The sequence below is a fragment of the Streptomyces sp. NPDC058632 genome, from assembly GCF_042717095.1.
GTDB lineage: Bacteria > Actinomycetota > Actinomycetes > Streptomycetales > Streptomycetaceae > Streptomyces.
In genome coordinates, this window is sequence record NZ_JBHXQZ010000067.1 from 22,194 (window position 1) to 45,853 (window position 23,660).

Consider the following 23,660-nt stretch of genomic DNA (forward strand, 5'->3'; position numbering starts at 1 on the left):
CCGGGGAGGCGGCCATGAGCGCGACACGCGGCACACCCGGGGCGCCCGCTGCCGGCGGGGCACCCGATCCGGGTGGGGCACCCGATCCGGGTGGGGCACCTGACGGCAAGCGCGGCATCGGGCATCCGGTCTGCGGGCGCCGCGCCAAGTGGCTGGTCCTGGCACTGTGGCTGGTGGTGCTGTTCCTGGCGGCGCCCCTCGCGCAGAAGCTGACCGAGGCCCAGGACAACGACGCGGCGTCCTGGCTGCCGGGGTCCGCGGAGTCCACCCAGGTCCTGGAGATCTCCGAGGACTTCAGGCCCGAGCAGATCCCCGCGATCGTGGTCTACGCGCGTGCGAGCGGTCTGACGGCCGCCGACCGGGAGCGGATCACCGAGGACGCGGCGCAGCTGAGGCGGCTGTCCGACCACGGCATCCGGGGTGCCGAGACCCGGGGCCCGGTCTACGACCGCGAGACCGGTCCGCGGGCGGCGCAGATCCTCGTACCGGTCACGATGAACGAGCAGGGCTGGCAGCGGATCGCACCCGCCGTCGACTCGGTACGGGACGAGGTCGGCGGGAACGACGACGGGCTCGCCGTGCACATCACGGGGCCGGGCGGCACCTCGGCGGACTTCGCCGAGGCGTTCGAGGGCATCGACTCGACGCTGCTGTTCGCCGCGATGGGCGTGGTCGTCGTGATGCTGCTGCTCACCTATCGCAGCCCCACGCTCCTGCTGGTCCCGCTGCTGTCGGTGATCTGTGCCCTGTTCACCGCGCAGGCCCTGATCTATCTGCTGGCCGAGCACACCGGTCTGACGGTGAACGGACAGAGCGCCGGCATTCTCACCGTGCTGGTCTTCGGCGCGGGCACCGACTACGCGCTGCTGCTGGTCGCCCGCTACCGCGAGGAGCTGCGCCGGCACGAGGACCGGCACGAGGCCATGGCCCAGGCCCTGCACCGGGCGGGCCCCGCGGTGCTGGCCTCGGGCGCGACCGTCGTGCTGAGCATGCTGGTGCTGCTGGCCGCGGAGATGAACTCCACCAGCGGCCTCGGCCCGGTCGCCGCGATCGGTGTGGCGGTGGCCCTGCTGGCCATGCTGAGCCTCTTCCCGGCGCTGCTGGTCGTCTTCGGCCGGTGGATCTTCTGGCCGGTGATCCCGCACCACGGCGCGCCCGACCCGACGGAGCGCGGTGTGTGGGCGCGCATGGGGCGCCGGATCGCGCGCCGTCCGCGCATGGTCTGGGGCGTGACGGCGGCGGTGCTCGTGGTGTGCTCGCTGGGCCTGGTCCAGCTGCGCGCCGAGGGCATCGGCAACGCGGACGCCTTCACCGGGAAGCCCGACTCGATCATGGGGCAGGAGATCTCCGCACGCTACTTCCCCGCGGGCAGCGGTGATCCGCTGGTCGTCGTCGGCAACCGGGCGCAGGCCGACGAGCTGCGCCGCGCGGTCGCCTCGACGGAGGGCGTCGTGCCCGGGTCCTTGGGCGTGCCGCCGGGCAGCAGACCCTACGTAGGGGAAACCGCGCGGTTCGAGGCGACCACGACCGCCCCGGCGGACAGCGAGGCGGCGAAGCAGACCGTGGAGCGGGTCCGGGAGGCCGTGCACGCGGTGCCGGACGCGGACGGCCGGGTGGGCGGCGGAACGGCGGCGCTGCTGGACATGGACCGGGCGACCATGCACGACAACCTGCTGATCATCCCGCTGGTGCTGCTGGTCGTCCTGCTGATCCTGTGCGTCCTGCTCCGCGCCCTGATCGCCCCGCTGCTGCTCGTCGGGACGGTGATCCTGTCGTTCGCCGCGGCGCTCGGTCTCAGCGCCCTGGCCTTCCGGTACGTGTTCGGCTACGCGGGCGAGTCGACGGACTTCCCGCTGTTCGTCTTCGTCTTCCTGGTGGCCCTGGGCATCGACTACAACATCTTCCTGACCACCCGGATCCGCGAGGAGGCGGGCCTGCGCGGCACCCGGCGGGGCGTGGTCACCGGGCTCGCCACCACGGGCGCCGTCATCACCTCGGCGGGCCTGGTGCTGGCGGGCACCTTCGCCGCGCTCGGCACGCTGCCCATGGTCGCGTTCGCCGAGATCGGCTTCGCGGTCGCCCTCGGCGTGCTGCTCGACACCTTCGTCGTGCGGTCGGTGCTGGTCACGTCCCTGTTCCTGGACGTGGGCCCCGCCGTGTGGTGGCCGCACCGGCTGGCCCGCGAGGACGGCGCCGGCGCGGCGCGCGAGCCGGCGCAGGCGGGCGTCAGCCGGTCCGACGGATGAGTGCCAGGTACATGGCGTCGGTCCCGTGCACATGCGGCCACAGCTGGACGTCGGGGCCCTCCCCCAGCTCCGGGACGCCGGGCAGCAGCGGCCGGGCGTCGAGAAGTCCGGCGTCCGGGAACTGCTTGAGGAGGTCGGCGACCACGGCCCGGGTCTCGGCCAGGTGCGGCGAGCAGGTGGCGTAGCCGACGACACCACCGACCCGTACGGACTCCAGGGCGGTGCGCAGCAGTCCGCGCTGCAGTGGGGCGAAGCCCTCCAGATCGCCCGGCCGGCGCCGCCAGCGCGCCTCGGGGCGACGGCGCAGGGCGCCGAGGCCGGTGCACGGCACGTCGACCAGCACCCGGTCGAAGGTGCCGGGCCGCCACGGCGGCCGGGTCCCGTCGGCGGCGACGACCTGGTAGGGGCCGGGGTTCCCGGCCAGCGCCTTCGCGACCAGTCCGGCCCGGTGCGGCTGCTTCTCGGAGGCCAGCAGGACGGCGCCGCGCTCGGCGGCCAGCGCGGCGAGCAGCGCGGCCTTGCCGCCGGGGCCGGCACAGCCGTCCAGCCACATCCGGTCGGGCCCGTCCAGCGGGGCGTTGGCCAGGGCGAGCGCGACGAGCTGGCTGCCCTCGTCCTGCACGCCGGCCCTGCCGTCCGCCACGGCCGGGATCGCGCCCGGCTCGCCGCCCTCGCTCAGCCGCACCGCGTACGGCGACCAGCGGCCCGGCAGGGCGGCCTCCTCGTCGAGCAGTTCCCCGGTGGTGGCCCGGCCGGGACGGGCGACGAGTGTGACCTCGGGCCGCTCGTTGTCGGCCCGCAGCAGTTCCTCGATGCCGGCGCGGCCGCCACCGAGGGAGTCCCACAGCGCGGAGACGACCCAGCGCGGGTGCGAGTGCACTACGGCGAGATGGTCCTCGGGGTCCTCGTCGTACGGCGGCGCGACCCGCTCGAGCCAGCCGTCGAGGTCGTGCTGCGCGACCTTGCGCAGGACGGCGTTGACGAACTTGGCCCGCCCGTCGCCGAGCACCACACGCGCGAGCTCGACGGAGGCGGACACCGCGGCATGGGTCGGGATCCGGGTCCCGAGCAACTGGTGCGCGCCGAGGCTGAGCACGTCGAGGACGGGCGGGTCCACCTCGCGCAGCGGCCGGTCGACACAGGCGGCGACGACCGCGTCGTACGTCCCCTGCCGGCGCAGCGTGCCGTACACCAGCTCGGTGGCGAGCGCCGCGTCCCGGGCGTCGAAGTCACCGCCCTCGCGCGCCTTGCGCAGCAGGGGCGGCAGGACGAGGTTGGCGTAGGCGTCCCGCTCGTCCACGGCCCGCAGGGCCTCGAAGGCGAGAAAACGGACAGGGTCCTTCTTGGGCCGGCGGTAGGGCTTGCCGGGCTTGCGGGGACGACGGGGCTGGTCGCTCACGAAAAGGTGCTCCGGGTGTGGGATGAAGTGCGCGGTCCAGCGTACGCCGTCGGGACGGGCCGGGGCCGCGTGCCGCCGTGCGCGGAGCGGAGGGTACGGCGGCGCGGGGCAGGGGCCCCGCGGCGTCAGCCGCCGACGGTCTCCTCGGCGCCGATCCGTACGCCGCGGGCCCAGTCGGCCGCGCGCATCGGCTTCTTGCCCTGGGCCTGCACCCACAGCAGTTCCACGGCGTGCGAGCCGGTGCCGACGTACACGTTGTTCTTGCCCGCGGACAGCCTGCCCGGGGTGAGATCCGTGTGGTCGGGGGCGGGCGTGACCTGGACGAGCTTGAGCCGCTCGCCCCGGAAGGTGGTCCAGGCGCCGGGCGCGGGCGTGCAGCCGCGCACGATGCGGTCGACGCGCAGGGCCGGGACACTCCAGTCGACGCGGGCGTCCTCCACGGAGACCTTCGGGGCGAGGGTGATCCCGTCGGCGGGCTGCGGTACGGCCTTCAGGGTGCCGTCCTCGATGCCGTCCATGGTCGCGGCGAGCAGTCCGGCGCCGGCGAGGGCGAGCCGCGTGAGCAGGTCGCCGCTGGTGTCCGTGGGGCGGATCTCCTCGGTGACGGCGCCGTAGACCGGCCCCGAGTCGAGCCCTTCCTCGATGAGGAAGGTGGACGCGCCGGTGATCTCGTCGCCCGCCATGACGGCGTGCTGCACGGGCGCCGCCCCGCGCCAGGCGGGCAGCAGCGAGAAGTGCAGGTTGACCCAGCCCCGGTCCGGGATGTCGAGGGCGACCCGGGGCAGCAGGGCGCCGTAGGCGACGACGGGACAGCAGTCGGGGGCGATCTCGCGCAGCCGCTCGAGGAATTCCGGGTCCCGCGGCTTCACGGGCCTGAGCACCTCGATCCCGGCCTCCTGCGCCCGCTCGGCGACCGGAGAGGCGACCAGCCTGCGGCCCCGCCCCGCGGGCGCGTCGGGCCGGGTGACGACGGCGGCCACCTCGTGCCGCTCCGAGGCGAGAAGAGCGTCCAGAGCGGGAACGGCGACCTCGGGGGTACCGGCGAAGACGAGCTTCATGGGGTGGTTCGGGCCTCTCGGGCGGGGACGTTGCGGGCGGCGCACCAGTCTATGGGGGGACGGCTGGGGACGTACGGGCGGCGTGCAGGTGGCACCCGGGCGGCGGTTCGGGTGCGGTACGGGGAACGGGCCCGGGAACGCGCTCCGGACGAGGGCCCGGCCGGGGCCCCGGGCGCACGGTCGCCCGCGGGGGGCGTGCGTGGGACATCCGTGGGGGGCGTGCGTGGGATTCGCCGCGCCCCCACCCCGTGACCCACTGAGCGAATCCGCGTTGGTCAAGAAAGAGTTGACCACGCCGGGCCGCTCCGACGCGGCCCGTTCCTTTCAACGCCGGTTCGAGAGGCTTGTTCATGGCCGACCACGCAACCCACGACGCCCAGGCTCGCGCCAGCCTGCACTTGCTGGTGCGGGACATCGAGCGGGTCCGCCGGCAGGTGGACGCACTGCGCACGCTCACCGCCCAGCTCGGCAACGTCTACCGCCCGCGCCGCTCCGGCCCCTCCACGGGCTTCGTCGTCTACGGACGCGCCCCCGCCCCGACGGTCCGTCTCGCCCAGGAACTGCGGGACAGCGTCGAGACGCTGGTCACCGCGGCCGTGGACTTCGACCGCTCGCTGGGCTTCTCGTGGGACGCGGTGGGCTCCGCGCTCGGCGTCACCAAGCAGGCGGTCCACCGTCGTTACGGCGCCCGTCGTGCCGCGGCCGCCCAGAACCAGATCACGGAGACGGAGCACACCGCCGAGCCGTCGGGAACGCGCACGGTCAACGTGGGCGCCGGGGCCTCCGGTGTGCCCGCGGTCCCCGCCGCCCGTTCCATGCCGACGCAGCCGACGGCGGGCAGCTCGCCCCTCCGTGACGACCCGCGCCCCACCGCCTTCCCCGGCCCCACCACCTTCCCGGGCCCCCGCAACGGCTGACCGCGCCACCCGTTCCCGGCCCTCCCGGGCACGACCACCGTCCGGGGGGCCGGGACTCCACAGCCGGCCTGCCCTGCCGCAGCCGTGTCGGGCCGGCCGAGCGGACACAGCCGCAGCGTGCCGCCGCTCCCCCGCACGGACCGGCCGCACCGCGCGAACGGGCGCCGACGCGCCCCACACCCGACGCCGTCCGGCTCCGGAACCAAGCCGCCCGCCCGGTTTGCACACCGGCCCCGTGCCGCCCGGACGGGACACGCGCCGCGCGCCGCCCAGCCCGCGGGTCGGCCAAACCGCCTGAACGACCATCGCCGCACGCGCGGCGGGCAACGGTGCGCCTCGCGTCGGCACTTGTGCCTCCCCCGGGGCTCGATCCGTTTGCGGCACCGGCGAGGAGCTTCCCGCTCGCCCGCTCCGCCGGCCACAACCACCGCTCGGCATTGCCCGGCCCGTGGTTCTCAGCCGATGTCGGGCGGGTCGATCCGTACCCACACCGGTTCGTCGCCGCCGCGGGCCATGCGAGCCGCCTGGGCGGACTTCAGGGCGGCGGTCAGTGCGGCCCCCCTGCCCGGGGGTACGCGGATCAAGGCCCGCTCCCAGTGGTCCCCGGGCGGCGGGCCGCCGGGGCGCCGCGGGCGGCCCGTGGGGGTGACGGGCAGCGGGACGGGCCCCAGCACCTCCGCCTCCCCGGGGAGTTCGGCCGCGCGGAGGAACCCGGCGACGGCCTCCGCGGGCCCCGACACGGCCGCCATCCGGGACACCGGCGGAAATCCCAGTTCGGCCCGCTCCCCCAGCTCCCGTACCGCGTGGCCGACCGGGTCCCACCGCACCAGCGCCTGCACGGGCCGCAGGGTCGGCTCGGCGACCACCACGACCGTGCCGCCCTCCGCCTGCGGACGTACCAGCGCCGCCGCGGCGATCCAGCGGCGCAACGCGTCCTCCCCCGCCCGCAGGTCGGGCCGGCTCAGCATGGCCCAGCCGTCCAGCAGCAGCGCTGCCGCGTACCCGCCCTCGGCGACCGGCTCGGCCCCCGGCGTACTCACCACCAGCGCGGGCGCCTCGGGAACCGTGTCCAGCACATGCTCGCGCCCGGAGGTGCGCACCGGTACGGCGGGGAAGGCCCGGCCCAGCTCCTCGGCGGTCCGGCGCGCCCCCACCACCTGGGCCCGCAGCCGGAACCCGCCGCACTCCGGGCAGTGCCATCCATCCTCCTCGCGTCCGCACCAGCCGCACCGCAGAGCGTCGGCGCCGGGTGCCTCCATCGGCCCCGAGCAGTGCCGACACCGCGCCGGGGTACGGCAGTTGGCGCACGTCATCCGCGGGACGTAGCCGCGCCGGGGCACCTGCACGAGCACCGGCCCCTGCCGCAGCCCTTCCCTGACGGCCTGCCAGGCGAGCGACGGCAGCCGGGCGGCGCGGGCGGCCTCGTCCCGCGCGAGATCCCCGTCCCCGACCGTCCGCACCAGCGGGGCGACGGCCCGTACCCGGTCCCTGCCGGCGACCAGGGGTCCGGCCCAGCCGGTCTCCACCAGCTGGGCGGCCTCCACCGTGCAGCTCCAGCCCCCCAGCAGGAACCCGCACTTGTCCTGCGCCGCCCGCAGCAGCAGTACCTCGCGCGCGTGGGGCTGCGGGGCGTGCTGCTCGCTGTGGCTGTCGTCGCCGTCGTCCCAGAGCGCGACCAGCCCGAGGTCCTGGACGGGCGCGAACATCGCCGCCCGGGTGCCGATCACGGCGCGCACGGACCCGCGGCGCACGGCGAGCCACTGCGCGTACCGCTTCTCGGGCCCGGCGTCGGCGGTCAGCACCGCGTGCCGTCCCTTGCCCAGGAGCTCGGTGAGCGCGGCGTCGACGCGGGCGACGGTCCGTCCGTCCGGCAGGACGACGAGGGCGCCGCGGCCGGAGGCCAGCGTCGCCGCGACCGCGCGGGCCAGTTCCTCGCTCCAGAGCGGTCCGGGCAGCGCGTTCCACACGGCGCGCGGAGCGCCTCCGGCGGACAGCTCCCGGAGGAAGCCGGGCCCCTGCTCGTACCGGGCCCAGGAGCCCGGCTCGGGCGCCGGGGGCGGCGGCGCCGGGTCGGGCGAGGGCCGCCGCTCGGCGCGGGCGCTGCGCGGCGGTACGGCGAGCTGGAGCACGTCGGCGAGACTGCCCGCGTACCGGTCGGCGACCGCGCGGGCCAGTCCCAGCAGCTCCGCGCTCAGGACCGGCTCGGGCGACACCACCTGGGCGAGGGCGGCCAGCGGCCCCGCGTAGTCGGACTCGGCGAGCCGCTCGACCAGGAACCCGTCGATGAGCCCGCCGCCCTCGCGGCGCCCCTCGCGCACCCGGTGCCGGCCGGCCCCGAACCGCACCCGCACCCGGACGCCCGGCTGCGCGTCGGCATCGAGTTCCTCGGGCACGGCGTAGTCGAAGTACCGATCGAGATGCAGGACGCCCTTGTCGACGAGGACGCGCGCGACCGGCAGGTGCCCGGCGAGCGCGGCGCCCCGCCAGGTCCGCGGCTTGGCCCGGGGCGTGTCGGCCTTGCGCACGGTCTCCCGGATGAGCGCGAGCTGCTCGGGCGGCGCGCCCCGCGCACCGCCGTCCGCCTCTCCGTTCCCGCCGTTCTCGCTGCTCACGCCTGCATTCTTACCAAACGGCACTGACACGCGACGGGCGCTGCCGCCTCGATCGGCACACCGGCCCCGGCCGGCGGTGCCTCGCACACGCCGGGGCCCGGCCCCCCCCCGAAGGGACGCCGGGCCTCGGTGGAAGAGCCGGGGCGCGGACTACAGCCCCGCCGCCTTGCGCAGGGCGTCCACGCGGTCGGTGCGCTCCCAGGTGAAGTCGGGCAGCTCCCGGCCGAAGTGGCCGTAGGCGGCGGTCTGGGAGTAGATCGGCCGGAGCAGGTCCAGGTCACGGATGATCGCGGCCGGACGGAGGTCGAACACGTTGTCGATCGCCCGCTCGATCAGCTCGGTGTCGACCTTGGCGGTACCGAAGGTCTCCACGAACAGACCGACCGGCTCGGCCTTGCCGATGGCGTACGCCACCTGGACCTCGCAGCGGGCGGCCAGGCCGGCCGCGACCACGTTCTTGGCCACCCAGCGCATCGCGTACGCCGCCGAGCGGTCCACCTTGGACGGGTCCTTGCCCGAGAAGGCACCGCCGCCGTGCCGGGCCATGCCGCCGTACGTGTCAATGATGATCTTGCGGCCGGTGAGGCCGGCGTCGCCCATCGGGCCGCCGATCTCGAAGCGGCCGGTGGGGTTGACCAGCAGACGGTAGTTCTCGGTGTCCAGCTTGATGCCCTCGTCCAGCAGTGCCTTCAACTCCGGCTCCACGACGAACTCGCGGATGTCGGGGGCGAGCAGCGACTCGAGGTCGATGTCGGAGGCGTGCTGCGAGGAGACCACGACGGTGTCGAGACGGAGGGCCTTGTCGCCGTCGTACTCGATGGTGACCTGGGTCTTCCCGTCCGGGCGCAGGTAGGGGATGGTGCCGTTCTTGCGCACGTCGGACAGGCGCTTGGCCAGACGGTGCGCGAGGAAGACCGGGAGCGGCATCAGCGTCGGCGTCTCGTCCGACGCGTAACCGAACATCAGGCCCTGGTCACCGGCGCCCTGGCGGTCCAGCTCGTCCTCGTCGCCCTCGACCCGGTTCTCGTACGCGGTGTCGACACCCTGGGCGATGTCCGGGGACTGGGCGCCGATGGACACCGACACGCCGCAGGAGGCGCCGTCGAAGCCCTTCTTCGAGGAGTCGTAGCCGATCTCCAGGATCTTGTCCCGCACCAGCTGCGGGATCGGTGCGTAGGCCTTGGTCGTGACCTCCCCGGCCACGTGCACCAGGCCGGTGGTGATCAGGGTCTCGACGGCGACGCGGGAGTTCGGGTCCTCGCGGAGCAGCGCGTCGAGGATGGTGTCACTGATCTGGTCAGCGATCTTGTCGGGGTGACCTTCGGTCACGGACTCCGAGGTGAAGAGACGACGGGACACAACGCTCCCTGGGGTTGCAGCGGCTGCTGGCTGATCATTGGCGGACGGCAGGGGCTGCACCGCACACCGTCCGTGGAACAGTTTATCGGTCGCGCCTCGCCGCGGGTCCCCTGTCTCGCCTCGCGGGAAGCCCGGTGACCTGCGGCACGGGGCATTCTGCCCATGCCGAGGCGTGTTGGCCAGAGGCGCCACACCCCGGTGGCAAGGTTTCGGACTCCTCACGGCGCCGAAACCCGCCCCGGGCCCCTCAGCCGAGGCGCCCGGCCACCAGGTCCCAGACCGTGTCGGCCAGGGCTTCCTTGGGGCCGTGCGCCACGGGCGTCTCACTGCCGTCGGCGTCCAGCACCACGGCCTCGTTCTGCTCGGAGCCGAACGTCTTGCGCTCGCCCACCTCGTTGACCACGAGCAGATCGCAGCCCTTGCGCTTCAGCTTGGCGCGTCCGTTGGCGAGCACGTCGTCCGTCTCCGCGGCGAAGCCGACGACCACCTGTCCGGGGCGGGCCCGGTCGGCGGAGATCTCGGCGAGGATGTCCGGGTTGCGCACCAGGGCGACGGGCTCGGGCTCCCGGCCGTCCTGCTTCTTGATCTTCCCGGCCGCGTACGCCGCGGGGCGGAAGTCGGCGACCGCGGCGGCCATGACCACCGCGTCGGCGTCGGCGGCGGCCCGGAGCACTTCCTCGCGCAGTTGTACGGCGGTCTCGACGGGGACGACGTCCACCCCCGCCGGGTCGGGCAGTCCGGCGTTGGCGGCGATCAGGGTGACCCGTGCGCCCCGCGCCGCGGCGGTCCGGGCGAGCGCGTAGCCCTGCTTGCCGGAGGAGCGGTTGCCGAGGAAGCGGACGGGGTCGAGGGGTTCCCGGGTGCCGCCGGCGCTGACCACGACATGCCGGCCTCTGAGATCGGGCTCACTGACACCCCTGGCCAGCACCCGGCGGCAGACCTCGAAGATCTCGCCCGGGTCGGGCAGCCGGCCCTTGCCGCTGTCGGTGCCGGTGAGCCGGCCCACCGCCGGTTCGACGACGACGGCGCCGCGCCGGCGCAAGGTGGCCACGTTCTCCCGTGTGGCCGGGTGCTCCCACATCTCGGTGTGCATGGCGGGGGCGAAGACCACGGGGCAGCGTGCGGTGAGCAAGGTGTTGGTGAGAAGGTCGTCGGCCAGGCCGTGCGCCGCCTTCGCCAGCATGTCCGCGGTGGCCGGGGCGACCACGACCAGGTCGGCATGCTGCCCGATGCGGACGTGCGGCACCTCGTGGACGTCGTCCCACACCCCGGTCGAGACAGGGTGGCCGGAAAGCGCGGACCAGGTGGCGGCGCCGACGAAGTGCAGCGCGGAGGCGGTGGGGACGACGCGGACGTCGTGCCCCGACTCCGTCAGCCTCCTGAGCAGCTCACAGGCCTTGTACGCGGCGATGCCGCCGCTGACGCCCAGAACGACCTTCGGCTTGTCCACGTCTCTCTCCGTCTCTTCCTGGAACAGAACGGCCCCGCACCCCACCACACCACAGGCCCGGCAGACATGGCTGCCGGGCCTGTGGAAAAGTCGACCGAAAGCCGCTGATGCGACTTTCGGACATGTGACTCGCTGTACTGCGACGTACCGAACTGCGACTTACTGAACGGGGCCCTCGATGGCCTCGGAGGTCAGGAGTCCCGCGTTGATCTCGCGCAGGGCGATCGAGAGCGGCTTCTCGTGGACGTGGGTGTCCACGAGGGGACCGACGTACTCGAGGAGACCCTCGCCGAGCTGCGAGTAGTACGCGTTGATCTGGCGAGCCCGCTTGGCCGCGTAGATCACGAGGCTGTACTTCGAGTCCGTGGCCTCGAGAAGCTCGTCGATCGGCGGGTTGATGATGCCCTCGGGCGTGGAGATGGAAGAGGACACGCTCTACCTTCCGATGGATGGGAAAGAATCGGTCTGCATGATCGCTGAATGACCGTTGAGGAAACGCTGACGATCACACGACGTTCATCAAGGCTAGCAGCTCGCGGGCCACGTCCTCGACGGAGGTGTTGACCAGGGTCGTATCGAACTCCGGCTCGGCCGCCAGCTCGATCTTCGCGGCTCCCAGCCGGCGCTCGACCACCTCGGGCGACTCGGTGCCCCGGCCGGTGAGCCGGCGCACCAGCTCCTCCCAGGAGGGAGGGGCCAGGAAGACCGACTGGGCCTCGGTCATGGACTCGCGGACCTGGCGGGCACCCTGGAGGTCGATCTCCAGGAGGACGGGCAGGCCCGACTCCAGGTGCTCGAGCACCGCCGCGCGCGGCGTGCCGTAGCGGTTGCCGGCGAACTCGGCCCACTCCAGCAGTTCACCGTTGGCGATCAGCTTGTCCATCTCCTCGTCGGTGACGAAGAAGTAGTGGACCCCGTCCTGCTCACCGGGGCGCGGCCTGCGGGTCGTCGCCGACACCGAGAGCCAGACCTCGGGGTGCGCCTTGCGCATATGTGCGACGACCGTGCTCTTACCGACCCCCGAGGGGCCGGAGAGCACGGTCAGCCGCGGACGTACGTCCGGGGGTACGGGGGTCGTCCCCCGGGGTGTTGCAGCCATGCGGCGATTATTCCAGCAATCCCGGTATGCCCGGGACTCAGGAGCCGGTACTGCCGAACTCGCGCTCCAGGGAGGCGATCTGGTTCGAGCCGAGACCCCGCACGCGGCGGCTCTCGGAGATGCCCAGTCGCTCCATGATCTGCTTGGCGCGGACCTTGCCCACGCCCGGCAGGGACTCGAGCAGGGCGGAGACCTTCATCTTGCCGATGACGTCGTTCTCCTGGCCCTGCTTGATGACCTCGTGCAAAGAGGCGCCGGAGTGCTTGAGTCGATTCTTGACCTCGGCCCGCTCCCGGCGAGCCGCGGCGGCCTTTTCGAGCGCGGCTGCGCGCTGTTCAGGGGTAAGGGGCGGAAGAGCCACGCCTACGTCACCTCGGATGTCGAAATGTCGGATACGGACCGGTGAGGAACCTAGTCGCCCCACACCAGGGGAGCCACGAGCAACACGCTTGCCCGTTCACTCTCCGTCGGAGACTAGCGGCCAACTCCTCCGGAGTCAGCGAGAACAGCGGAAAAGTCCTGGTCAGCCTCCAGGATGGCAGACATTTACGGGCATAACGACCCTGTTTTCTTGTCGTACGTGGGTCCCGGCGCTCTCCTGCGTCCCTCGTCGGAGGCTCAGACCGCCGCCAGGGCCGTTCCGATCTCCTCCGCGAACCGCTCCGCGGCGTCACGCAGTGCGACCATGTCGGCACCGTGGCGCAACACTCCCCGGCTGACGTTCGGCACGACGTTGCGCACCGCCGGGCCGAAGACCGCCGGGAGGTCCGCCGCCGTGGCCCCCTGCGCGCCGATGCCGGGCGCGAGCAGTGGACCGTTGATGTCCAGGTCGTACGACGACAGGTCGCCGAGCGTCGCGCCGACGACCGCGCCGAAGGACCCCAGGGGGGCCTCCCCCGCGTTCTCGGCGGCCAGGTGTCCGAGCATGGTCGCGCCCACGCTGCGCCCGTCGGCCCGTACCGCGTGCTGTACCTCGCCGCCCTCCGGGTTGGAGGTCAGCGCCAGGACGAACAGTCCCGTGCCGCTCTCACGGGCCAGCGCCACCGCCGGGCTCAGCGAGCCGTAGCCGAGGTACGGGGACACGGTCAGCGCGTCCGAGAACAACGGGGAGTCCGGATGCAGGAAGGACTCGGCGTAGGCGGCCATGGTGGAGCCGATGTCGCCGCGCTTGGCGTCCATGACGACCAGCGCGCCGGCCGCCCGTGCCTCCGCCACCGTCGTCTCCAGCACCGCGACGCCGCGCGAGCCGAAGCGCTCGAAGAACGCGCTCTGCGGCTTGAGCACGGCGACCCGGTCCGCGAGCGCCTCGACGACCGTGCGACTGAACCGCTCCAGACCGGTCACGTCGTCGCTCAGGCCCCATTCGGCGAGCAGGGAGGCGTGCGGGTCGATACCGACGCACAGCGGGCCGCGCGTGTCCATGGCCCGTCGCAGCCGCGTGCCGAAGGGGTCGGGTCGTGCGCTCATGCCGTTGTCCTCACGTCGGCGCCCACCGCGTCGGCGAGCGTGGCGTACGGGCTGGTGCGCAGGCGCGCGGCGAGCCCCTTGTGGAGGGTGCGGGCCCAGAAGGGCCCCTCGTAGACGAAGGCGCTGTAGCCCTGGACCAGCGTGGCGCCGGCCAGGATGCGCTGCCAGGCGTCCTCGGCGGTCTCGACACCGCCGACACCGACCAGGGTGATCCGGTCCCCCACACGCGCGTACAGGCGGCGCAGCACCTCGAGGGAGCGTGCCTTCAGGGGCGCGCCGGACAGGCCGCCGGTCTCCTGTACGGCGGCGGGGGCGGACCGCAGGCCGAGCCCCGCGCGCGCGATGGTGGTGTTCGTGGCGATGATCCCGTCCAGGCCGAGCTCCACGGCCAGGTCGGCGACCGCGTCGATGTCCTCGTCGGCGAGGTCCGGGGCGATCTTCACCAGCAGCGGCACCCGGCGGGCGGGGACGGCGCGGTCGGCGGCCTCGCGGACGGCGGTGAGCAACGGGCGCAGATGGCCGACGGCCTGGAGGTCCCGCAGGCCGGGCGTGTTCGGCGAGGAGACGTTGACGACCAGGTAGTCGGCGTACGGCGCCAGCCGCTCGGCGGACTTCACGTAGTCGTCGGCTGCCTCGGCCTCGGGAACGGCCTTGGTCTTGCCGATGTTGACGCCGACGACCGTCCTGAAGACGGGCGTGCGGGAGGCCAGGCGGGCGGCCACGGCCAGCGAGCCCTCGTTGTTGAAGCCCATGCGGTTGATCAGCGCGCGGTCCGCCACCAGCCGGAACAGCCGCTTCTTCGGGTTGCCGGGCTGCGGCTCGCCGGTCACCGTGCCGATCTCGACGTGGTCGAAGCCGAGCATCGCCATGCCGTCGACGCCGACGGCGTTCTTGTCGAAGCCGGCGGCGAGCCCGAAGGGGCTGTGCAGGCGCAGCCCCATGGCCTCGGTGCGCAGTTCCCTGTGGCGGGGCGCGAGCGCGGCGGCGACGAAGGTGCGCAGGCCGGGGACGCGCGCGACGAGACGGATCCAGCGGAAGGCGAGGTGATGGGCCCGCTCCGGATCCATCCGCTTGAACACCAGATGGAAGAAGTACTTGTACATACCTGTGTCCTCGTGAAAGGCCTCGTGAAGAGCCTGACGAACCTGAAGGGCCTCATGAAGAGGGGGACACCGTTTCCGGTGTCCCCCTCGGGGCTGTCAGTCGCGGGCCGCTGTCAGATGCTCCGCGTGTTCCTGGAGCGAGCGGACGCCGACCTCGCCGCGGTTGAGGGCGTCGATGCCCTGGACCGCGGCGGCGAGCGCCTGGACCGTCGTCAGGCACGGCACGGAGCGCGCCACGGCGGCCGTACGGATGTCGTAGCCGTCGAGCCGGCCGCCGGTGCCGTACGGCGTGTTGACGATGAGGTCGACCTCGCCGTCGTGGATCAGCTGGACGATGGTCTTCTCCCCGTTCGGTCCGGTGCCCTCGGACTGCTTGCGCACCACGGTGGCGTTGATGCCGTTGCGCTTGAGGACCTCGGCGGTGCCGGAGGTGGCGAACAGTTCGAAGCCGTGGGCGACGAGCTCGCGCGCGGGGAAGATCATCGAGCGCTTGTCGCGGTTGGCCACGGAGATGAAGGCGCGGCCCTTGGTGGGCAGCGGCCCGTAGGCGCCCGCCTGCGACTTGGCGTACGCGGTGCCGAAGACGGAGTCGATGCCCATGACCTCGCCGGTGGAGCGCATCTCCGGGCCGAGGACCGTGTCGACGCCGCGGCCGTGGATGTCGCGGAAGCGCGACCAGGGCAGCACGGCCTCCTTGACGGAGATCGGCGCGTCGAGCGGGATGTCGCCGCCGTCGCCCCGGGCCGGGAGCAGGCCCTCCGCGCGGAGTCCGGCGACGGTCGCGCCGAGCGAGATCCGGGCGGCCGCCTTGGCCAGCGGCACCGCGGTCGCCTTCGAGGTGAAGGGGACGGTGCGCGAGGCGCGGGGGTTGGCCTCCAGGACGTAGAGGATGTCGCCGGACAGCGCGAACTGGATGTTGATCAGGCCGCGCACCCCGACGCCGCGCGCGATGGCCTCCGTGGAGGCGCGCAGCCGCTTGATGTCGAAGCCGCCCAGGGTGATCGGGGGCAGGGCGCACGCCGAGTCGCCGGAGTGGATGCCGGCCTCCTCGATGTGCTCCATGACGCCGCCCAGGTAGAGCTCCTCGCCGTCGTAGAGCGCGTCGACGTCGATCTCGATGGCGTCGTCGAGGAACCGGTCGACCAGCACCGGCCGGGAGGGGCTGATCTCGGTCGACTCGGCGATGTAGGACGCGAGGCGGGACTCGTCGTAGACGATCTCCATGCCGCGGCCGCCGAGCACGTAGGACGGGCGGACGAGGACCGGGTAACCGATCTCGTCGGCGATGGCCCTGGCCTCGGTGAAGGTGGTGGCGGTGCCGTGCTTGGGGGCCGGCAGGCCGGCCTCCTTGAGGACCTGGCCGAAGGCACCCCGGTCCTCGGCCGCGTGGATGGCCTCGGGGGACGTGCCGACGACCGGTACGCCGTTGTCCTTGAGGGCCTGGGCCAGGCCCAGCGGGGTCTGGCCGCCGAGCTGGACGATCACGCCCGCGACCGGTCCTGCCTGCTGCTCCGCGTGGACGATCTCCAGGACGTCCTCCAGGGTGAGCGGCTCGAAGTACAGCCGGTCGGAGGTGTCGTAGTCGGTGGAGACGGTCTCCGGGTTGCAGTTGACCATCACTGTCTCGTACCCGGCGTCGCTCAGCGCGAAGGAGGCGTGGACGCAGGAGTAGTCGAACTCGATGCCCTGGCCGATGCGGTTCGGGCCGGAGCCCAGGATGATCACCGCGGGCCTCTCGCGCGGGGCGACCTCGGTCTCCTCGTCGTAGGAGGAGTAGAAGTACGGCGTGTTCGCGGCGAACTCGGCGGCGCAGGTGTCGACGGTCTTGTAGACCGGCCGGATGCCGAGGGCGTGCCGGACCTCGCGGACGACGTCCTCGCGCAGGCCGCGGATCTCCGCGACCTGCTGGTCGGAGAAGCCGTGCCGCTTGGCCTCGGCGAGCAGCTCGGTGGTCAGCTCGGGCGCCTCGGACAGTTCGTCGGCGGTCTCCTTGATGAGGAAGAGCTGGTCGACGAACCAGGGGTCGATCTTCGTGGCGTCGAAGACCTCCTTCGGGGTGGCGCCCGCGCGGATGGCCTGCATGACGGTGTTGATGCGGCCGTCGGTCGGGCGGGCGGCCTCGCCCAGCAGGCCGGCCTTGTCGCCGGGCTCGCCGACGAAGGTGAACTGGCTGCCCTTCTTCTCCAGCGAGCGCAGCGCCTTCTGGAACGCCTCGGTGAAGTTGCGGCCGATGGCCATGGCCTCGCCGACCGACTTCATGGTGGTGGTGAGGGTGGAGTCGGCGCTCGGGAACTTCTCGAAGGCGAACCTCGGTGCCTTGACGACCACGTAGTCGAGGGTCGGCTCGAAGGAGGCCGGGGTCTTCTTCGTGATGTCGTTGGGAATCTCGTCGAGGGTGTAGCCGACCGCGAGCTTGGCGGCGATCTTGGCGATCGGGAAACCGGTCGCCTTGGAGGCCAGCGCCGAGGACCGTGACACGCGCGGGTTCATCTCGATGACGATCACCCGGCCGTCCTCCGGGTTCACCGCGAACTGGATGTTGCAGCCGCCGGTGTCGACGCCGACCTCGCGGATGACGGCGATGCCGACGTCCCGCAGGATCTGGTACTCGCGGTCGGTCAGGGTCATCGCGGGGGCGACGGTGATGGAGTCGCCGGTGTGCACGCCCATGGGGTCGAAGTTCTCGATGGAGCAGACGACCACGACGTTGTCGTGCTTGTCGCGCATCAGCTCCAGCTCGTACTCCTTCCAGCCGAGGATGGACTCCTCGAGGAGCACCTCGGTGGTCGGCGAGAGGGTGAGCCCCTGTCCGGCGATGCGGCGCAGCTCTTCCTCGTCGTGGGCGAAGCCGGAGCCTGCGCCGCCCATGGTGAAGGAGGGGCGGACCACGACCGGGTAGCCGCCGAGCTCGTCGACGCCGGCCAGGACCTCGTCCATGGTGTGGCAGATGACCGAGCGGGCGGACTCGCCGTGCCCGATCTTCCCGCGGACGGCCTCCACGACCTCCTTGAACAGCTCGCGGTCCTCGCCCTTGTTGATGGCCTCCACGTTGGCGCCGATCAGTTCGACGCCGTACTTCTCCAGAACCCCGTTCTCGGCCAGCGAGATCGCGGTGTTCAGGGCCGTCTGGCCGCCCAGGGTGGGCAGCAGGGCGTCCGGCTGCTCCTTGGCGATGATCTTCTCGACGAACTCGGGGGTGATCGGCTCGACGTAGGTGGCGTCGGCGATCTCCGGGTCGGTCATGATCGTCGCCGGGTTGGAGTTGACCAGGACGACCCGCAGGCCCTCGGCCTTGAGCACCCGGCAGGCCTGGGTGCCGGAGTAGTCGAACTCGGCGGCCTGGCCGATGACGATCGGGCCGGAGCCGATGACCAGGACGGACTGGATATCGGTGCGCTTAGGCACGCTGGCCCTCCATCAGGGAAACGAAGCGGTCGAACAGGTAGGCGGCGTCGTGCGGGCCCGCTGCCGCTTCCGGGTGGTACTGGACGCTGAAGGCCGGCTTGTCGAGCAGCCGGAGCCCTTCCACCACGTTGTCGTTGAGGCAGACGTGGGACACCTCGGCGCGGCCGAACGGGGTGTCGGAGACCTTGTCGAGGGGTGCGTCGACGGCGAAGCCGTGGTTGTGCGCGGTGACCTCGACCTTGCCGGTCGTCCGGTCCTGGACCGGCTGGTTGATCCCGCGGTGGCCGTACTTCAGCTTGTAGGTGCCGAAGCCGAGGGCACGGCCGAGGATCTGGTTGCCGAAGCAGATCCCGAACAGCGGGGTGCCGCGCTCCAGGACGGACCGCATCACGGAGACGGGGTGGTCGGCGGTGGCGGGGTCGCCGGGCCCGTTGGAGAAGAACACGCCGTCGGGGTTCACGGCGTGGACGTCGTCGGCGGTCGCGGTGGCGGGCAGGACGTGCACCTCGATGCCTCGCTCGGCCATCCGGTGCGGGGTCATGCCCTTGATGCCGAGGTCGATGGCGGCGACGGTGAATCGTTTCTCGCCGACGGCGGGGACGACGTACGGCTCGGTGGTGGCGACCTCGGCGGCGAGGTCGGCGCCCTTCATCCCGGGCGCTTCGCGGACCTCGGCCAGCAGCGAGGCGTCGTCGCGTACTGCGTCGCCGCTGAAGATGCCGACGCGCATGGCGCCCCGCTCGCGCAGGTGCCGGGTGAGGGCGCGGGTGTCGATGCCGCTGATGCCGACGACGCCCTGGGCGGCGAGTTCCTCGTCCAGGGAACGGCGGGAGCGCCAGTTGGACGGCATGCGCGCGGGGTCGCGCACGACGTAGCCGGCCACCCAGATCCGCCGGGACTCGTGGTCCTCGTCGTTGACGCCGGTGTTGCCGACGTGCGGGGCGGTCATGACCACGACCTGGCGGTGGTAGGAGGGGTCGGTGAGGGTCTCCTGGTAGCCGGTCATGCCGGTGGAGAACACCGCTTCGCCGAAGGTCTCCCCCACTGCCCCGTAGGCGCGGCCGCGGAAGATCCGGCCGTCCTCCAGGACGAGTACGGCGGGAGTCTTGGCGACTCCCCTGGTGGAGGTCGTCATCGTGCGCCTTCCGTTTCCATTTTGTTGATCATGTCGTTCAGGGTCTCGACCCATGCGTTGTGCTCGGCCGCGCGGTCGGAGCGGAAGCCGGAGTCGATCAGCTTGTCGCCGTGCGCCCAGGTCACGACGAGCAGACCGCCCTCGGTGAGGACCTTGCCGGCGATGCCCTTGTCGAGCCGGGCCTCGCGCAGCGCGGCGACAGGAACGAAGAAGTCGCTCGCGCCGGGGCGTACGACGTCCAGTCCCGCGTCCGTCAGGGTGACCTCGGCCCGGCTGCGGGTGCCCAGGCCGTGCGCCACGATGCGGTCCAGCCACTGCCCGGCAGTGGTGGAGCCGTGGTAGCGGCCGCTCATCGTCAGTCTCGCCGCACCCGGCGACTCCGGCATTCCAGGCAGCGACGGCTCGCCGCCTCGGTTGAGGGTGGCGGTGGGAGACGGGCGGGTGGGCAGCTCGGGCAGGTCGCCCTGGAGGGTGCCGCGCCACTTCCAGCCCTCGCGCATCAGCCAGTAGACGAGCGCGACGAAGAGGGCGAGGCCGACGACCCAGCCGATCCGGGCCGCCCAGTCGGTCACTTCCGCCGATTCCTTCTCGGCGGCCAGCAGGATTACAGGTGTCACGTGAGCTTCCCGTCGATGAGCGTGGCCGTGCCCCGGAGCCAGGTGTGCGTGACACGGCCCGGCAGCTCGCGGCCCTCGTACGGGGTGTTGCGGCTGCGCGAGGCGAAGCCCGCGGGGTCCACGGAACCACGGTATGCCGTGTCGACGAGTGTGAGGTTGGCGGGCTCACCTGCCGAGACGGGCCGGCCGTGGCCCTCGGCGCGTCCGATGCGCGCGGGCGTGAAGGACATCCGGTCGGCGACCCCGGCCCAGTCCAGCAGCCCCGTGTCCACCATGGTCTCCTGGACCACCGACAGCGCGGTCTCCAGGCCGACCATGCCCATGGCCGCGGCGGCCCACTCGCAGTCCTTGTCCTCGTGCGGGTGCGGGGCGTGGTCGGTGGCGACGATGTCGATGGTGCCGTCGGCGAGCGCCTCGCGCAGCGCGTGGACGTCCCGCTCGGTGCGCAGCGGCGGGTTGACCTTGTAGACCGGGTCGTACGACCGCACCAGCTCGTCGGTGAGCAGCAGGTGGTGCGGGGTGACCTCGGCGGTGACGTCGATGCCGCGGGACTTGGCCCAGCGGACGATCTCGACGCTGCCCGCGGTCGACAGGTGGCAGATGTGGACGCGGGAGCCGACGTGCTCGGCGAGCAGCACGTCCCGGGCGATGATCGACTCCTCGGCGACGGCCGGCCAGCCGCCCAGGCCCAGCTCGGCGGAGACGACCCCCTCGTTCATCTGGGCGCCCTCGGTCAGCCGGGGTTCCTGCGCGTGCTGGGCGACGACGCCGCCGAAGGCCTTCACGTACTCCAGGGCACGGCGCATGATCACGGCGTCGTGGACGCACTTGCCGTCGTCGGAGAAGACGGTGACACCGGCCGCCGACTCGTGCATGGCGCCGAGCTCGGCGAGCTTGGCGCCCTCCAGGCCGACGGTGACGGCGCCGATGGGCTGCACGTCGCAGTAGCCCGACTCCTGGCCGAGCCTCCAGACCTGCTCGACGACGCCGGCGGTGTCGGCGACCGGGAAGGTGTTGGCCATGGCGAAGACGTTGGTGTAGCCGCCGCTCGCCGCCGCACGGGTGCCGGTCAGTACGGTCTCGGAGTCTTCTCTGCCGGGCTCGCGCAGGTGGGTGTGCAGGTCGACCAGGCCGGGCAGCAGCACCTTGCCGTCCGCCTCGACGACGGTCACCTCCTGCGCGCCTCCGGCACGACCGGCGCCCCCGGCGCTCAGCCCGGTGCCGACGGCCACGACGGTCCCGCCGTCGATCAGCACGTCCTGCGGGTCGCCGCCGAGCACCTTCGCACCGCGGATCAGGGTCTTGCTCATGGTGTTACTTCTCCTCCGTGGTGCGGGCGGCGTGGGTGAGGGCGGGTTCGTTGCCCCCGAGCAGCAGGTACAGGACGGCCATCCGGATGGAGACCCCGTTGGTGACCTGTTCGACGGCGGTGCAGCGCTCGGAGTCGGCCACCTCGGCGGTGATCTCCATGCCGCGGACCATGGGGCCGGGGTGCATCACGATGGCGTGCCCGGGCATCTTCGCCATGCGGTCGCCGTCGAGGCCGTAGCGGCGGGAGTACTCTCGCTCGGTCGGGAAGAACGCGGCGTTCATGCGCTCGCGCTGCACGCGCAGCAGCATCACCGCGTCGGACTTGGTCAGCGTCGAGTCGAGGTCGTAGGAGACCTCACAGGGCCAGGCCCCGACCCCGACCGGCAGCAGGGTCGGCGGGGCGACGAGGGTGACCTCGGCGCCGAGGGTGTGCAGCAGGTCGACGTTGGAGCGGGCGACCCGGCTGTGCAGGATGTCGCCGACCAGTGTGATGCGCCGGCCGGAGAGGTCCTGGCCGATCCCGGTGTCCCGGCCGACGAGCCGGCGCCGCATGGTGAAGGCGTCGAGCAGGGCCTGGGTGGGGTGCTGGTGGGTGCCGTCGCCGGCGTTGATGACGTGCGCGTCGATCCAGCCGGAGGTGGCCAGCCGGTACGGGGCCCCGGAGGCGCCGTGCCGGATGACGACGGCGTCGACGCCCATGGCCTCCAGGGTCTGGGCGGTGTCCTTGAGGGACTCGCCCTTGGAGACGCTGGAACCCTTGGCGGTGAAGTTGATGACGTCCGCGGACAACCGCTTCTCGGCGGCCTCGAAGGAGATCCGGGTCCGGGTGGAGTCCTCGAAGAAGAGGTTGACGACGGTCCGGCCGCGCAGGGTCGGCAGTTTCTTGATCGGCCGGTCGGCGACCCGGGCCATCTCCTCGGCGGTGTCGAGGATCAGGACGGCGTCGTCGCGGGTGAGGTCGGCGGCCGAGATGAGATGACGCTGCATCTGTCAGGCTCCGTAAGGCAGTTCAATCGGAAGAACGGGAGAATCCGGGCAGCCGGACGCATGGGGGCGCACCGGGCCGGCGCACGCGGGTGGCGCGCCCGGATCGCTACGGGGAGGGCTGCTTGGCGCCGAGCAGCACGGTGTCGCGACCGTCCTCCTCGGCGAGCAGGACCTTGACCGTCTCCCGCAACGACGTGGGGAGGTTCTTGCCGACGTAGTCGGCACGGATGGGCAGTTCGCGGTGGCCGCGGTCGACGAGGACGGCGAGCTGCACCGCGCGCGGGCGCCCGATGTCGTTCAGCGCGTCGAGGGCGGCGCGGATGGTGCGCCCGGAGAAGAGCACGTCGTCGACCAGGACGACGAGGCGGCCGTCGATGCCGTCGCCGGGGATCTCGGTGCGGGCCAGCGCGCGCGGGGGGTGCATGCGCAGGTCGTCGCGGTACATGGTGATGTCGAGCGAGCCGACCGGGACCTTGCGCTCGGTGACCTGCTCGAGCTTGGCGGCGAGCCGCTGGGCGAGGAAGACGCCCCGCGTCGGGATGCCGAGGAGCACCACGTCGTCGGCGCCCTTGGCGCGTTCGACGATCTCGTGGGCGATGCGGGTGAGTACCCGCGCGATGTCGGGGCCCTCGAGAACGGGCCGCGCGTCGGAGTGCGTGTCCATGTGAACGGACCTCCTTCTCCGCCTCACGGGACGGACCTTAAAGGACGTCGGATGTACGGCGCCCACGCTACCAGGCGGGGAGCGACACCCCCGATTCCCCCTCCCGCCGGCGCCGGCCACCCCATTGGCGCAACGGTTCCCGCCGGCCCCGGAAGAGTCGGTGTGGACCGTTCGGCTTGACGGGCGAGAGTAACTCTGCGTAACCTCACAGTGAGTTACCAGCCGCGCGGCCCGGAAACCATGCCGGCCGCGTCGACACAGTGCCGGGGAGCTATATGTCCAGCGAATACGCCAAACAGCTCGGGGCCAAGCTCCGCGCGATCCGCACCCAGCAGGGCCTTTCCCTCCACGGTGTCGAGGAGAAGTCCCAGGGCCGCTGGAAGGCGGTCGTGGTCGGTTCGTACGAGCGCGGCGACCGCGCGGTGACCGTGCAGCGTCTTGCCGAGCTGGCCGACTTCTACGGCGTTCCGGTGCAGGAGCTGCTTCCGGGTACCACGCCGGGCGGCGCCGCCGAGCCGCCGCCGAAGCTGGTCCTCGACCTGGAGCGGCTGGCCACGGTGCCGCCGGAGAAGGCAGGCCCGCTGCAGCGGTACGCGGCGACGATCCAGTCCCAGCGCGGTGACTACAACGGCAAGGTGCTCTCGATCCGCCAGGACGACCTGCGCACGCTCGCCGTGATCTACGACCAGTCGCCCTCGGTTCTCACCGAACAGCTGATCAGCTGGGGCGTGCTGGACGCGGACGCGCGCCGCGCGGTCGCCTCGCACGACGAGGGCTGAGCGCACCACCGCCCGAGCAGAAACGTACCGCCGGGGTGGCCCGACCTGCAGC

Annotated in this window: 19 protein-coding genes; 3 read left to right on the forward strand and 16 right to left on the reverse strand. The window is 72.5% G+C overall.

Going from position 1 to position 23,660, the window contains the following annotated elements; all coding sequences use genetic code 11:
* Positions 1–14 precede the first annotated feature (14 nt).
* The gene (locus ACFWVE_RS23975; RefSeq protein WP_384017477.1) at positions 15–2,246 is read left to right on the forward strand and encodes an MMPL family transporter; all 2,232 of its coding nucleotides are present in this window, start codon (positions 15–17) and stop codon (positions 2,244–2,246) included.
* Here ACFWVE_RS23975 and ACFWVE_RS23980 read toward each other — a convergent pair.
* Complete coding sequence (locus ACFWVE_RS23980) at positions 2,227–3,645, reverse strand: RsmB/NOP family class I SAM-dependent RNA methyltransferase (protein WP_384017480.1); 1,419 nt, start codon at positions 3,643–3,645, stop codon at positions 2,227–2,229. The two genes, ACFWVE_RS23975 and ACFWVE_RS23980, sit on opposite strands and share 20 nt — an antisense overlap.
* A 125-nt stretch (positions 3,646–3,770) precedes the next feature.
* Entirely contained in the window at positions 3,771–4,703 is a 933-nt protein-coding gene (fmt, locus tag ACFWVE_RS23985) for a methionyl-tRNA formyltransferase (protein WP_384017483.1), read from the reverse strand.
* A 350-nt stretch (positions 4,704–5,053) separates the two neighbouring features.
* Between fmt and ACFWVE_RS23990 the strand changes: the two genes are divergently transcribed.
* Entirely contained in the window at positions 5,054–5,620 is a 567-nt protein-coding gene (locus ACFWVE_RS23990) for a hypothetical protein (RefSeq protein ID WP_384017486.1), read from the forward strand.
* 455 nt (positions 5,621–6,075) lie between these two features.
* Here the strand turns inward: ACFWVE_RS23990 and ACFWVE_RS23995 are convergent, their stop codons facing one another.
* From ACFWVE_RS23995 to pyrR, 14 genes are all read right to left on the reverse strand, one after another.
* Complete coding sequence (locus ACFWVE_RS23995) at positions 6,076–8,232, reverse strand: primosomal protein N' (RefSeq protein WP_384017489.1); 2,157 nt, start codon at positions 8,230–8,232, stop codon at positions 6,076–6,078.
* 150 nt (positions 8,233–8,382) lie between these two features.
* The gene (gene metK, locus ACFWVE_RS24000; RefSeq protein ID WP_384017492.1) at positions 8,383–9,591 is read right to left on the reverse strand and encodes a methionine adenosyltransferase; all 1,209 of its coding nucleotides are present in this window, start codon (positions 9,589–9,591) and stop codon (positions 8,383–8,385) included.
* A 247-nt stretch (positions 9,592–9,838) separates the two neighbouring features.
* Positions 9,839–11,041, reverse strand: a complete 1,203-nt coding sequence (coaBC, locus tag ACFWVE_RS24005; RefSeq protein ID WP_384017495.1) for a bifunctional phosphopantothenoylcysteine decarboxylase/phosphopantothenate--cysteine ligase CoaBC — start codon at positions 11,039–11,041, stop codon at positions 9,839–9,841.
* Between the two features lie 159 nt (positions 11,042–11,200).
* On the reverse strand, positions 11,201–11,473 hold the full coding sequence (rpoZ, locus tag ACFWVE_RS24010) for a DNA-directed RNA polymerase subunit omega (protein ID WP_055570801.1): 273 nt from the start codon (positions 11,471–11,473) through the stop codon (positions 11,201–11,203).
* Positions 11,474–11,546: 73 nt separating this feature from the next.
* A complete protein-coding gene (gmk, locus tag ACFWVE_RS24015; RefSeq protein ID WP_384017498.1) occupies positions 11,547–12,140 on the reverse strand; it encodes a guanylate kinase in 594 nt (197 codons plus the stop codon).
* A 37-nt stretch (positions 12,141–12,177) separates the two neighbouring features.
* Positions 12,178–12,501, reverse strand: a complete 324-nt coding sequence (locus ACFWVE_RS24020; protein WP_003977346.1) for an integration host factor — start codon at positions 12,499–12,501, stop codon at positions 12,178–12,180.
* Between the two features lie 257 nt (positions 12,502–12,758).
* On the reverse strand, positions 12,759–13,607 hold the full coding sequence (gene pyrF / locus ACFWVE_RS24025; RefSeq protein ID WP_384017501.1) for an orotidine-5'-phosphate decarboxylase: 849 nt from the start codon (positions 13,605–13,607) through the stop codon (positions 12,759–12,761).
* Positions 13,604–14,710 carry a quinone-dependent dihydroorotate dehydrogenase gene (locus ACFWVE_RS24030; RefSeq protein WP_384017504.1) on the reverse strand — a complete coding sequence of 369 codons (1,107 nt, stop codon included), beginning with the start codon at positions 14,708–14,710 and terminating at the stop codon, positions 13,604–13,606. The genes pyrF and ACFWVE_RS24030 overlap by 4 nt, the downstream gene beginning before the upstream one ends.
* A 96-nt stretch (positions 14,711–14,806) precedes the next feature.
* A complete protein-coding gene (gene carB, locus ACFWVE_RS24035; RefSeq protein ID WP_384017507.1) occupies positions 14,807–18,115 on the reverse strand; it encodes a carbamoyl-phosphate synthase large subunit in 3,309 nt (1,102 codons plus the stop codon).
* Positions 18,108–19,250 carry a glutamine-hydrolyzing carbamoyl-phosphate synthase small subunit gene (gene carA, locus ACFWVE_RS24040; RefSeq protein WP_384017510.1) on the reverse strand — a complete coding sequence of 381 codons (1,143 nt, stop codon included), beginning with the start codon at positions 19,248–19,250 and terminating at the stop codon, positions 18,108–18,110. The genes carB and carA overlap by 8 nt, the downstream gene beginning before the upstream one ends.
* Positions 19,247–19,867, reverse strand: coding sequence for a hypothetical protein (locus tag ACFWVE_RS24045; RefSeq protein WP_384017513.1), 621 nt, complete (start codon positions 19,865–19,867; stop codon positions 19,247–19,249). Before ACFWVE_RS24045 ends, carA begins: the two co-directional genes overlap by 4 nt.
* Positions 19,864–21,177, reverse strand: a complete 1,314-nt coding sequence (locus tag ACFWVE_RS24050; protein WP_384017516.1) for a dihydroorotase — start codon at positions 21,175–21,177, stop codon at positions 19,864–19,866. The genes ACFWVE_RS24045 and ACFWVE_RS24050 overlap by 4 nt, the downstream gene beginning before the upstream one ends.
* Before the next feature lie 4 nt (positions 21,178–21,181).
* Positions 21,182–22,165, reverse strand: a complete 984-nt coding sequence (locus ACFWVE_RS24055) for an aspartate carbamoyltransferase catalytic subunit (RefSeq protein WP_384017519.1) — start codon at positions 22,163–22,165, stop codon at positions 21,182–21,184.
* Positions 22,166–22,271: 106 nt separating this feature from the next.
* Positions 22,272–22,829, reverse strand: a complete 558-nt coding sequence (pyrR, locus tag ACFWVE_RS24060; protein WP_055594544.1) for a bifunctional pyr operon transcriptional regulator/uracil phosphoribosyltransferase PyrR — start codon at positions 22,827–22,829, stop codon at positions 22,272–22,274.
* Between the two features lie 275 nt (positions 22,830–23,104).
* Here pyrR and bldD point away from each other — a divergent pair, with 275 nt between their 5' ends.
* Positions 23,105–23,608: a transcriptional regulator BldD gene (gene bldD, locus ACFWVE_RS24065; RefSeq protein WP_042174065.1), complete on the forward strand. Its 504-nt coding sequence runs from the start codon at positions 23,105–23,107 to the stop codon at positions 23,606–23,608.
* Positions 23,609–23,660: the final 52 nt, after the last annotated feature.